We start from the raw sequence: 10,504 nt of genomic DNA, 5'->3' as shown, positions 1-10,504 counted from the left end.
ATGAGTGGAGCCGGAGCCCCCGACCAGAAGCCGGTGGACTGCCACGACCTGCGGGTGGCGGTGGTCGCCGCCAGCTGGCACCAGCAGGTGATGGACGGCCTGCTCGCCGGCGCGCTGCGCGCCTGCGAGGACCACCGGGTCGAGGCACCCTCCGTGGTGCGCGTCCCGGGCACCTTCGAGCTGCCGGTGGTCGCCGCGGCGCTGGCCGCCCAGGGGTACGACGCCGTGGTCGCCCTCGGCGTGGTGGTCCGGGGCGGCACCCCGCACTTCGACTACGTCTGCAACGCCGCGACCGACGGCCTGACCCGGGTCGCCCTGGACCACCAGACCGCGGTCGGCTTCGGGGTGCTCACCTGCGACGACGACCAGCAGGCCCTCGACCGCGCCGGGCTGGAGGGCTCGAAGGAGGACAAGGGCTACGAGGCCACCTCGGCCGCCCTGCTCACCGCCCAGACCCTGCGCACGATCAAGCGCGGCTACGAGTCCTGACGCCGACCCGTCGCAGGTTCACGACGTACGACGCCCACCCGTCGCGCGTTCACGTCGTACCACGCCGACCCGTCGCAGCCGCACCGGAGTGTGGGCCAGGTAACGGCGGGTCGGCGCCGCTGGACGTGGGGGAGCAGCAGGTCGGCGGACACCGTAGGCTGGTCGACCGTGAAGACGTTCGACGAGCTCTGGGCGGAGCTCTCCGAGAAGGCCCGCGAGCGACCCGAGGGGTCAGGCACCGTCAAGGAGCTCGACGCCGGGGTCCATGCCATCGGCAAGAAGCTGGTCGAGGAGGCCGCCGAGTCCTGGATGGCGGCCGAGCACGAGGGCAAGGAGCGCACGGCCGAGGAGATCAGCCAGCTGCTCTACCACGCCCAGGTGCTCATGCTCGCCAGTGGCATCTCCCTGCACGACGTCTACACCCACCTCTGAGGTCTGCCATGAGTGCACCCCTGCTGCGGGTCGCGGTCCCCAACAAGGGATCCCTGTCCCAGTCCGCGTCCGAGATCCTGCGCGAGTCCGGCTACCGCCAGCGCCACGACTCCAAGGAGCTCACGCTCATCGACGCCGAGAACGGCGTCGAGTTCTTCTACCTGCGCCCACGCGACATCGCGCTGTACGTCGGCGAGGGCACCCTCGACGTGGGCATCACCGGCCGTGACCTGCTCCGCGACTCCGGCGCCAAGGCCGACGAGGTCCTCGAGCTGGGCTTCGGCCGCAGCCGGTTCCACTTCGCCGGCCCCGCCGGCAAGTACTCCGACCTCGGCCAGCTCACGGGCACCCGCATCGCCACGTCGTACGTCGGCGTGGTGCGCGCGTTCCTCGAGGAGCGCGGGATCGACGCGACCGTGACCCGCCTCGACGGTGCGGTCGAGACCAGCATCCAGCTGGGGGTGGCCGACGTGATCGCCGACGTCGTCGAGACCGGCAGCACCCTGCGCCAGGCGGGACTCGAGACGTTCGGCGAGGTGATCCTCGAGTCCGAGGCCGTGCTCATCACCCGCACCGGGTCGGTGCCCAGCGGCTTCGAGGTCTTCCAGCGCCGGCTCGAGGGCGTCCTGGTGGCCCGCAGCTACGTGATGATGGACTACGACATCAAGAGCGAGCACGTCTCCTCGGCGGTCGCGCTCACCCCGGGCATCGAGAGCCCCACGGTCTCGCCGCTGCACCGCGAGGGCTGGGTGGCGGTCCGCGCCATGGTCCCCCGCGACGGGGCGCAACGCCTGATGGACGAGCTGTTCGACCTCGGCGCGCGCGGCATCCTGCTCACCGACATCCATGCCTGCCGGCTCTGACGTGCCGGCGTCCGGTGGGGCGGCGCCGAGCGGGCCGGGCCCGGTGACCCTCCCGCACACCTGGCGGCCCTTCGGTGCCCGGGTGGCCGGGGTCGGCTTCGGTGCCGCCCTCCTGGTGGTGTGCGCCTTCGCGTGGTTCTCCTTCGACGCCGAGACGCGCGCGAAGTTCACGATGTTCCAGCGCGGGACGCTGGTCTTCCTGGGCCTGCTGGCGTTCTCCGCGTGGTTCGCGCTGGTCCGCTCCCGCGTCGTGGCCGAGGAGGACCGCCTCGTCGTGGTCAACGGCTACCGCCGACGGGAGTACGACTGGGCGGAGATCGTGGCGGTCCACCTGCCGCCCGGGGCACCCTGGGTGACCCTCGACCTCAGCGACGGAACGACCGCCTCGGCGCTGGGGATCCAGGGCTCCGACGGCGCCCGTGCCCGCACCGCGGTCCGCCAGCTGCGGGCTCTCATCGACCGCTGACGCGACGCCCGCCCCGGGTCAGTCCAGCGCCCGCACGCCCCACGAGGCGGAGTGCTCGTCACCGTCCTCGCCCGCCGGCGCCAGCGTGACGAGGTCGATGCCCGAGCGGAACGCGTCCGCCGGGGCGGTCATCGGCTCGACCGCGAGCGACCGCCGCGCCGTGTCCGGCACCTCGTCGGCGCTGAAGACCTGCAGCCAGCGGTGCCGCTCGTCGGCCCAGAGCGCCACGCCGTGACCGGTGGCAGGGTCGCGCAGCACCGCGGTGGCGACGCCGTGCTCGTCGCGCTCGAGGTCGGTGAAGGCGTCGTCGAAGCGGGTGTCGCGCACCGGCCGCGCCATCCGGAAGTCGTACGCCGTGCCCTCGACCTGCTCGCGGTCCACCGGCAGCAGCCGGTCGTCGACGAGGAGACGGCTCGCGGCCGGCAGCGTCAGCTCGAGCCTGTCGACCTGCCCCGGCCCGACCACCAGGTAGGGGTGGGCCCCGCTGGCGTACGGCGCCGGCGAGCCGGCCATGTTCGTGGCGGTCTGGGTGACCGTGAGCCCGTCGGCCGAGAGGTCGTAGAGGACGTGGAGGTCCAGCGTCCAGGGGTAACCGGTCTGGGCCATCAGCCGGTAGACCAGCGACACCGAGTGCGTCGTGTGCTCCTCCAGGCTCCACGCCACCCAGCGCACCAGGCCGTGCGAGGCGTTGCCCAGCCGCGGCTCGGTGAGCGGCAGCTGCAGGTCACGGCCGCCGAACGTGTAGGCCCCGTCCCGGATGCGGTTGGGCCAGGGCATCAGCAGCTGGCCACGTCCGCCCGGCGCCATCTCGTCCTCGGCGAACCCGTCGAGGAGGGGACGTCCGGCGTGCTCGAGAAGGCGGAGCGCCCCACCGCTCTCCGTGACGACGGCGCGGTAGCCGCCACCGGTGATCTCGAACTGGTCGCCACTGGGAGGGAGCATGCGCCCAACCCTAGAGTCACCGGACCTGCGGCGGCTCCACCCCGGTCCCGTCGACGAGCAGGTCGGCGCGTTCCTCCGTCCCCTCGAGCACGTGGTGCACGGCCTCGTCGGTCATCCACTGCCGCCACCGCCCCTCGAGGGCGACGCCGTCCCGCTCGAGGCCGCGCCGCAGTCGCAGGTCGGCCGGGGCGTGGACCCACACGAGCAGCGTGACCAGGTCGGCGTGCGCCCGGGCCCCGCAGCCGACGCCCTCCAGCACGACCAGCGGGGCGGCTCCGACGGTGACCGTCTCGGCGTAGCGCCCCGCGTGCCAGTCGTAGCGCCGGTAGCTGCCCCGCCGGCCGGCGGCGAGGGGCCGGAGCAGCCCGGCGAGCTGGTCGACGAGGCGGGGGAGTCCCTCCCAGCCGTCGTACAGGTCGTCCATGTGCACGACAGGCGTCCCCGGGCGAGCCGCGGCGACCGCCGCCGCCAGCGTGGTCTTGCCGGACCCGGCGGGGCCGTCGATGCACACCAGCCTCGCGCCGCCCAGCGTGGGGGCGCGCGACTCGGCGAGCTCGAGCAGCAGCCCGGCGGTGTCCACGGCCGGTCTCAGAAGGCCAGGCCGAGGCCGCGGTAGGTCGGGACGGCGTCCACGAAGGAGTCCCCGCTCAGCAGGTGGACGGTGTTCGTGTGCTCGAACGGTTCGCCGGACTTGGCGTGCCGGAACCACACCAGGTCACCGATCTCCAGTAGCGTGGCGCCGTGCCCGCTGAGCGGGGTCTGGACCTCGCCCGCGCCCTCGAGCCCGGTGAGCTCCAGCCCGGCCGGCGCCCACGGCGTGGGGAGCCGGTCGGCCCCCGCGGGGCCGGACGCGACCAGGCCGCCGCCGTGCACGGTCACGACCTGCGGCGTCGGCCGGCGTACGACGGGGACCCCGAAGTACGACGCCGGGCGCGGGTCGAAGGAGCGGTAGTGGTCGAAGAGCGTGGGGACCAGCAGGCCGGACCCGGCGGCGACCTCGGTGACCACCGGGTCGTGGGCGGACTCCTCGACCGAGCCCGACCCGCCGGCGTTCCAGAACTCCAGCGTCGCCACCCCGGCCAGCGTCTCGGAGATCTCCCGGCGCCGGGCCTCGAGCTGGCTCAGCGACAGCGACTTCATGCGGCGTACGACGACCGACCGCGCCCGCTGGGACGGCACGTCGTCGGCGAGGCCGGCGACCTGGCCCTCGTAGGTCATCGCCCCGACCAGCCGGAAGCCGTCGCGGCTCGCGACCGTGCGTGCGAGCGCCACGACCGACGCGGTGTCGTGGAGCGGGGACCGCTTCGGGCCGACGTGCTGGCCGGCCATCCGCAGCCCCGCGTCGACGTCGATGGCCACCCGCACCGGCACCGCCCGTGACGCCCGGACGGAGTCGACGACCTCGAGGTGGGCCACGTCGTCGATCATCAACGTGATGTGGGCGGCCGCGGAGGGGGAGGCGACCAGCTCGGTGAGCGCGCCGCGGTCCACGGTCGGGTAGGCGACCACGAGGTCGTCCGCCACCTGGTGCTCGTGGAGCCAGAGGGCCTCCCGGAGCGTGTAGGCCAGCACGCCGTGGAAGCCGTCGTGGTCCAGCGCCCGACCCAGCAGTGCCGGCACCCGCAGCGACTTCGAGGCGACCCGGATCGGCGTCCCGTGCGCGCGGCGCACGAGGTCGTCGGCGTTGGCGTCGAACGCGTCGAGGTCCACCACCATCAGCGGCGTCGGCAACGGGGTGCCGTGCTCGGCCACGGCCCTGCCGAGCCGCGACCAGAGCCGGTTGCGGTCGACGAAGGAGTGCGCCATCAGGAGATGCCGCGCTTGCGCAGAAGTGCCTCGATCTCCGCCATGTCGTCGTCGATGGCGGGCGCGCCGCGCTTGGCCGGCGGCAGCTCGGAGCCGCGCTTGCCGGGCTTGACGGACTTCCCGGGCTTGGTCGGCCGTCCGCCGAGCTCGCGGGCCCGGAGGATGCCGGAGACCACGAAGAGCGCCGCGGAGACGCCGGCCAGGACGAAGCCGACCCACACGAACGGATTGAGGACCAGGCTGGTGGCCCAGTCGGCCACCGCCTCGCCGATCCGGGTGAACATCCGCAGGGTCCGGGTCAGGTAGGCCGCCATCGGCAGCAGCGTGAACGCAGCCGCGCGCAGCCCCGAGGCCAGTCCGCGCCGGCGGAAGGAGAACCAGGTCCAGATCCCCCCGAGCAGGGTCAGGGTGAGCGTGAGTGCCGCCCAGGTCACGTCGTCCACGCCCCCAGCGTTGCACAACGTTGGGGGCGTGGACGGAGAGTCACGCCGACGCGACCACCGGTGGGGTGGCGAGGGCGCCGCCGAGCAGGCCGCGCCGGCGCAGGACAGGCATCACGCCCTCGGCGAACCAGTACGCCTCCTCCACGTGCGGGTAGCCCGAGAGGATGAACTCGTCGATGCCCAGCCGGTGGTACTCCTCCAACCGGTCGGCGACCTCCTCGTGGCTCCCCACGAGCGCCGTGCCCGCGCCGCCGCGCACCAGGCCGACCCCGGACCACAGGTTCGGGGCGACCTCGAGCTCGCGCGCCGTGGAGTACGACGACCTGCCGCCACGCAGCGACAGCATCCGCTGCTGGCCGGTCGACTCGCTGGCGCTGAGGGCGGCCTGGGCCCGCGCGATGGTCGCCGGGTCGAGCCCGTCGAGCAGCCACTGCGCGTGCCGCCAGGCCTCCTCGCTGCTGTCCCGGGAGAGCGTGTGGATCCGCAGCCCGAAGCGCAGGCCGCGCCCCTCAGCTGCCGCGAGCTCCCGCATCCACGTGATCTTCTCGCGCACGAGCTCCGGCGGCTCGCCCCAGGTGAGGTAGACGTCGGCGTGCCGGGCGGCCACCGGCCCGGCCGGACCGGAGGAGCCCCCGAAGTAGATGTCCGGGACGGGGTCGATGCCCCCGCTGACCATGGCGCCCTCGACGCGGAAGTGCTCGCCCTCGAAGTCGAAGGGCGCCTGCGTCCAGGTCCCGCGCACCACGGAGAGGAACTCCTCGGTGCGGGCGTACCGCACGGCCTTGGACGCGGTGTCGCCGAAGCGGGCCTGCTCCTTCGGCTCCCCGCCGGTCACGACGTTCAGCATCAGCCGTCCACCGGAGATCCGCTGGTAGGCCGCCGCCATCTGGGCGGCGAGCACTGGGTTGACGACGCCGGGGCGGAACGCGACCAGGAACTTCAGGCGGGTCGTCTCCCGGACGAGGGCGGCGGTGGTGAGCCAGGCGTCCTCGCAGAAGGTCCCCGTGGGGGTGAGGACGCCCTCGAAACCCAGCTTCTCGGCGGTGCGGGCCACGTCGGCGAGGTAGTCGATCGTGGGCTCGCGGAACCCGTTCGTCACGGTCTCGCGCAGCCCGGACCGGACCTCGTGCGGCACCCCTTGGCCCGCTCCGACCAGCGAGCGGCTGTCGCCTGAGGTGGGAAGGAACCAGTGCAGCTTCAGTCCCATGTCACTTCCCCGTCGTCTCGGAGTTGAAGTCGTCGGTGAAGAAGGGCGCCACGTCGATCTTGCCGGGGAGCAGGCCGTTGTCGGAGAACGCGTCGGCCATGCCCTGCTCGGAGTCGATGACGTCCTGGTCGATCGGCACCAGCTCGACGTCGCGCTTCTTCGTCGCTGCCAGCGTGATGTCCTGGCTCAGGCCGGTCTCCTCGGACCAGACCTTCGACCACTCCTCCTTGTGGGTCTGCGACCAGACCTGCGCGCGGGCGATGCGGCCGACGTAGTCCTTCAGCGCAGCCGTGGTGGCGGGGTCGTCGAGGGCCGCCTGCGAGGCGACCTGGAAGACGTAGCCGTTGACCAGGCCCTTGCCCGTGGTGATGACGCGGGCGTCGGCCTCCTGCTCGGCCTGGGACGTGAACGGCTCCCAGATGGCCCACGCGTCGAGGTGTCCCGAGCTGAACGCGGCGAGCGCGTCGGCGGGCTGCAGGTTCTGCACCTCCACGTCCTTGTAGCCGAGACCGGCCTTGTCGAGCTGGGCGAGCAGGTTGTAGTTGGCCGAGCTGCCCTCGGCGACCGCCACCTTCTTCCCCTCGAGGTCCGCCACGCTCTTGACGGGGGAGTCCTTCGGCACGGTGATCGCGTCACCGGTCCCGCCGTACGTCGCCCCCTGGACGACCTGGAAGGTGCCCTTGGCCGCGGCCGCGAACAGCGGCGGGGTGTTGCCCACGCCGCCGATGTGGATGGACCCGGCGTTCAGCGCCTCGAGCAGCGGCGGACCCGAGGTGAACTCCTGCCACTGGATCTTGTAGGGCACGTCGTCGAGCTGTCCGGCGGCCTGGAGCAGCGCCTTGGAGCCACCCTTCTGGTCGCCGACGATGAGGGTCACCTGGTCGAGGTCGACCGAGCCGTCGTCGTTGACGGCACCCTCGTTCCCGGTGGCCGAGCCGCCGCAGCCCGCGAGGGCCGTCAGCCCGAGCAGGGCCGCCGCGGCCGCGAGGATCGTGCGGTGGGTGCGCTTCCTGCGGTGGGTGCTCATGCTGCCCCTCCGTTCTTCTCGGCCTGCTCGGCGATGTGGTCGTTGAACTCGTCGGTGAAGTAGTCGGACACGTTGACCGACCCCGGCAGCAGGTCGTTCGCGGTGAACGCGTCGGCCATCTCCTGCTCGGAGTCGATGACGTCCTGGTCGATGGGCACGACGCTCACCGGGCGCTGCTTCGCGGCAGCGAGCGTGACCTCGGGCGACAGCCCGGTCTGCTCGGCCCACACCTTCGACCACTCCTCCTGGTGCTGCCCGGCCCACAGCTGGGCCTGCGTGATCCGGCCCAGGTAGTCCTGCAGGGCGGCCTTGGTCGCCTTGTCCTCGAGCGCGGCGTCGGAGGCCACCTGGAAGTTGAGGCCGTTGACGAGGTCGTTGCCGTCGGCCAGCACGCGTGCTCCCTCGTCGATGACGGCCTGCGAGGTGAACGGGTCCCAGATCGCCCAGGCGTCCAGGTGCCCGGACGAGAACGCGGCCAGGGCGTCGGCGGGCTGGAGGTTGGAGACGTTGATGTCGCCGTAGCCCAGGCCGGCGTGGTCGAGCTGTGCCAGCAGGTTGTAGTTCGCCGAGCTGCCCTCCGCGACGGCGACGTCCTTGCCCTTGAGGTCGGCGACGGACTTGATGGGCGAGTCCTTCGGCACCAGGATCACGTCGCCCTTGCCGGTGTAGGTGACGGCCTGGACCATCTTGAAGGTGCCCTTCGCGGCGGCCGCGAAGATCGGCGGGGTGTTGCCGACCATCCCGACGTGGATGGAGCCGGCGTTGAGCGCCTCGAGGAGCGGCGGCCCGGAGGTGAACTCCTGCCACTGGATCTTGTAGTCGGTGTCGTCGAGGCCGGCGGCCTTGAGCAGCGCCTGGGCGCTGGTCCCCTTCTGGTCGCCGACGATCAGGGTGACCTTCGACAGGTCGACGGAGCCGTCGCTCTCGACGGCACCCTCGTTGCCGGTGGCGGCGCCGCCGCAGCCCGCGAGGAGCAGCGCGCCGGCGACGATGCCGGCCGCTGCCGCGAGGCGGGTGCTGCTCCTGCGGCGCTGCGACCGGTGCAGACGGTGGATGTTCATGCGGCTCCTTGCCGGTTCAGGGGGTTTCGGTTGGGGTTCGGCGGGGTCGGCTTCACGCCCAGCGCGTCGAGCAGCTGGGCGCGCGCCCCGGCGATCTCCGGCTGGGACGGTGCCCGGTCGGAGCGGGGGAGGGTGATCTGCCAGCTGTGCGCGAGCCGGCCCTCGTCCATCACCACGACCCGGTCGGCGAGGGCGAGCGCCTCGTCGACGTCGTGGGTGACGATGAGGACCGCCATCGAGTGGCGACGCCACAGGTCGATCACGAGCTGGTGCATCTCGATGCGGGTCAGCGCGTCGAGGGCGCTGAACGGCTCGTCGAGGAGCAGCAGCGACGGGTTGCTGACGAGGGCACGGGCGAGCGAGACGCGCTGGGCCTGCCCGCCGGAGAGCTCGTTGGGCCAGCTGTCGAGCTTCTCGGACAGGCCGACCTCGGCGAGCGTCTGGGCAGCCCGGTCCCCGCGGGAGCGACGTTCGGGGGAGTTCAGGAGCGCCAGCTCCACGTTCTCGCGCACCCGACGCCAGGGCAGGAGACGGGGCTCCTGGAAGGCGACGGAGGTGCGGCCGGAGATGGCGACCTCGCCGGCGGGTACGGCGTCGAGCCGCGCGAGGCTGCGCAGCAACGTGGACTTGCCGCAGCCGCTGCGACCGAGCAGGGCCACGAACTCGCCCGGCCGGATGTCGAGGTCGATCGACTTCAGCACGTGGGTGTCGCCGAACGACCGGTTGTGCGCGGTCACCCGGGCGACGTACTCGCCGGAGGTGCCGCTGGTCGGGGTGCCGCCGGTCGGGGCGCCGGGCTCGCGGGTCCCGGTCCTGTTGGTCGTGGTGTTCAGCCGCGCCATGTGAGGGCCCTGCCTTCGAGGTATCGGACAACCGCGTCGGTCGCGAGACCGAGCAGGCTGTAGACGGCCAGGCCGACGACGATCACGTCGGTCTGGAGGAAGTCGCGGGCGTGGTTGATCATGTAGCCGAGCCCGGAGTGGGCGCTGATGGTCTCCGCGACGATGAGCGAGAGCCAGGCGATGCCCAGGCTCTGGCGCAGCCCGACGAGCGTCTGGGGGAGCGCGCCGGGGACGACCACGTGCCGGATGCGCTGGGACCAGGTGAGTCCCATCGCGCGGGCGGCCTCGACGGTCTTGCGGTCGATCCCGTGGATGCCGGCCAGCGTGTTCAGGTAGAGCGGGAACGCCACACCCATCGCGATCAGCGCCAGCTTCGGTGCCTCGCCGATCCCCATCCAGATGATGAAGAGCGGGATCAGGCCGAAGTGCGGGAGGGTGCGCAGCATCTGCATCGGCGGGTCGATCGTGTTCTCTCCCAGCCCGCTCAGGCCGGCGAGGACGGCGAGGACCAGCCCGATGACCGCGCCGATCAGGAAGCCGATCGCCACCCGCTGGACGGACACCAGGGTGGCTGCGCCGAGGGTGCCGTCACGCACCAGGTCGGCGGCGGTGGCCGCGATCTGCTGCGGGGAGGCGATGGTCCTCGGGTCGATGACCCCGGCACTGCTGAGCAGCTGCCAGAGGGCGATCAGGACGATCGGTGAGATCCATCTGCGCAGGAACGAGAGGCGCGAGCCACGGGGGCGTGACCGACGCCGGGTCGGGGTGGGGGCGGGTGGAGCCGCCACGGTTGTCGTCGACATGGTCGCCATGTCTACGGATTTAATAGACTTAAATCAAGCGGAACACTCGACTTTGGACCCGTGTCCTGGATCACGTCACATCGTGAGCCGCGGGTGCCGAACGCCCGCTGGATCGCGTGTCGG

General features: G+C 72.3%; 13 protein-coding genes. 4 read left to right on the top strand and 9 right to left on the bottom strand.

Annotated features, from left to right (window positions below):
- The 4 genes from ribH to ACFO9I_RS16720 all read left to right on the top strand — a co-directional run bounded on the left by ribH (position 1) and on the right by ACFO9I_RS16720 (position 2,250).
- Entirely contained in the window at positions 1–489 is a 489-nt protein-coding gene (gene ribH, locus ACFO9I_RS16735) for a 6,7-dimethyl-8-ribityllumazine synthase (RefSeq protein WP_379182871.1), read from the top strand.
- A 168-nt stretch (positions 490–657) separates the two neighbouring features.
- Positions 658–921 (top strand): phosphoribosyl-ATP diphosphatase, encoded by a 264-nt coding sequence (locus ACFO9I_RS16730; RefSeq protein ID WP_379182869.1) that lies wholly within the window; start codon positions 658–660, stop codon positions 919–921.
- Between the two features lie 8 nt (positions 922–929).
- On the top strand, positions 930–1,784 hold the full coding sequence (gene hisG, locus ACFO9I_RS16725; RefSeq protein WP_379182867.1) for an ATP phosphoribosyltransferase: 855 nt from the start codon (positions 930–932) through the stop codon (positions 1,782–1,784).
- Positions 1,768–2,250 carry a PH domain-containing protein gene (locus tag ACFO9I_RS16720; protein WP_379182865.1) on the top strand — a complete coding sequence of 161 codons (483 nt, stop codon included), beginning with the start codon at positions 1,768–1,770 and terminating at the stop codon, positions 2,248–2,250. Before hisG ends, ACFO9I_RS16720 begins: the two co-directional genes overlap by 17 nt.
- Positions 2,251–2,268: 18 nt before the next feature.
- Here ACFO9I_RS16720 and ACFO9I_RS16715 read toward each other — a convergent pair whose 3' ends face one another.
- Genes ACFO9I_RS16715 through ACFO9I_RS16675 form a run of 9 tightly spaced genes read right to left on the bottom strand, consistent with a single transcriptional unit; the run spans position 2,269 to position 10,381 of the window.
- A complete protein-coding gene (locus ACFO9I_RS16715) occupies positions 2,269–3,192 on the bottom strand; it encodes an aldose 1-epimerase family protein (protein WP_379182863.1) in 924 nt (307 codons plus the stop codon).
- A gap of 16 nt (positions 3,193–3,208) precedes the next feature.
- The gene (locus ACFO9I_RS16710) at positions 3,209–3,772 is read right to left on the bottom strand and encodes a uridine kinase family protein (protein ID WP_379182861.1); all 564 of its coding nucleotides are present in this window, start codon (positions 3,770–3,772) and stop codon (positions 3,209–3,211) included.
- Between the two features lie 8 nt (positions 3,773–3,780).
- The gene (locus tag ACFO9I_RS16705) at positions 3,781–4,998 is read right to left on the bottom strand and encodes an amino acid deaminase/aldolase (protein WP_379182859.1); all 1,218 of its coding nucleotides are present in this window, start codon (positions 4,996–4,998) and stop codon (positions 3,781–3,783) included.
- Positions 4,998–5,441: a hypothetical protein gene (locus ACFO9I_RS16700; protein WP_379182857.1), complete on the bottom strand. Its 444-nt coding sequence runs from the start codon at positions 5,439–5,441 to the stop codon at positions 4,998–5,000. The genes ACFO9I_RS16705 and ACFO9I_RS16700 overlap by 1 nt, the downstream gene beginning before the upstream one ends.
- A gap of 40 nt (positions 5,442–5,481) precedes the next feature.
- Entirely contained in the window at positions 5,482–6,648 is a 1,167-nt protein-coding gene (locus ACFO9I_RS16695) for an LLM class flavin-dependent oxidoreductase (RefSeq protein WP_379182855.1), read from the bottom strand.
- 1 nt (position 6,649) lies between these two features.
- Positions 6,650–7,675 (bottom strand): ABC transporter substrate-binding protein, encoded by a 1,026-nt coding sequence (locus tag ACFO9I_RS16690; protein ID WP_379182853.1) that lies wholly within the window; start codon positions 7,673–7,675, stop codon positions 6,650–6,652.
- Positions 7,672–8,736 (bottom strand): ABC transporter substrate-binding protein, encoded by a 1,065-nt coding sequence (locus ACFO9I_RS16685; protein WP_379182851.1) that lies wholly within the window; start codon positions 8,734–8,736, stop codon positions 7,672–7,674. The genes ACFO9I_RS16690 and ACFO9I_RS16685 overlap by 4 nt, the downstream gene beginning before the upstream one ends.
- Complete coding sequence (locus ACFO9I_RS16680; RefSeq protein ID WP_379182849.1) at positions 8,733–9,578, bottom strand: ABC transporter ATP-binding protein; 846 nt, start codon at positions 9,576–9,578, stop codon at positions 8,733–8,735. The genes ACFO9I_RS16685 and ACFO9I_RS16680 overlap by 4 nt, the downstream gene beginning before the upstream one ends.
- Complete coding sequence (locus ACFO9I_RS16675) at positions 9,566–10,381, bottom strand: ABC transporter permease (protein ID WP_379182847.1); 816 nt, start codon at positions 10,379–10,381, stop codon at positions 9,566–9,568. The genes ACFO9I_RS16680 and ACFO9I_RS16675 overlap by 13 nt, the downstream gene beginning before the upstream one ends.
- Positions 10,382–10,504: the final 123 nt, after the last annotated feature.

It is taken from the genome of Nocardioides sp. GCM10023255 (assembly GCF_042653125.1).
GTDB lineage: Bacteria > Actinomycetota > Actinomycetes > Propionibacteriales > Nocardioidaceae > Nocardioides.
The sequence above is the reverse complement of the archived record's forward strand: the minus strand, read 5'-3'. Positions and strand labels throughout refer to the sequence as shown.

Excerpts from the sequence above, each read along its gene's own strand:
- ribH (WP_379182871.1), top strand. The coding sequence starts at position 1 with ATGAGTGGAGCCGGAGCCCCCGACCAGAAGCCGGTGGACTGCCACGAC.
- hisG (WP_379182867.1), top strand. The coding sequence starts at position 930 with ATGAGTGCACCCCTGCTGCGGGTCGCGGTCCCCAACAAGGGATCCCTG.
- ACFO9I_RS16720 (WP_379182865.1), top strand. The coding sequence starts at position 1,768 with ATGCCTGCCGGCTCTGACGTGCCGGCGTCCGGTGGGGCGGCGCCGAGC.
- ACFO9I_RS16715 (WP_379182863.1), bottom strand. The coding sequence starts at position 3,192 with ATGCTCCCTCCCAGTGGCGACCAGTTCGAGATCACCGGTGGCGGCTAC.
- ACFO9I_RS16705 (WP_379182859.1), bottom strand. The coding sequence starts at position 4,998 with ATGGCGCACTCCTTCGTCGACCGCAACCGGCTCTGGTCGCGGCTCGGC.
- ACFO9I_RS16695 (WP_379182855.1), bottom strand. The coding sequence starts at position 6,648 with ATGGGACTGAAGCTGCACTGGTTCCTTCCCACCTCAGGCGACAGCCGC.
- ACFO9I_RS16690 (WP_379182853.1), bottom strand. The coding sequence starts at position 7,675 with ATGAGCACCCACCGCAGGAAGCGCACCCACCGCACGATCCTCGCGGCC.
- ACFO9I_RS16685 (WP_379182851.1), bottom strand. The coding sequence starts at position 8,736 with ATGAACATCCACCGTCTGCACCGGTCGCAGCGCCGCAGGAGCAGCACC.
- ACFO9I_RS16680 (WP_379182849.1), bottom strand. The coding sequence starts at position 9,578 with ATGGCGCGGCTGAACACCACGACCAACAGGACCGGGACCCGCGAGCCC.
- ACFO9I_RS16675 (WP_379182847.1), bottom strand. The coding sequence starts at position 10,381 with ATGTCGACGACAACCGTGGCGGCTCCACCCGCCCCCACCCCGACCCGG.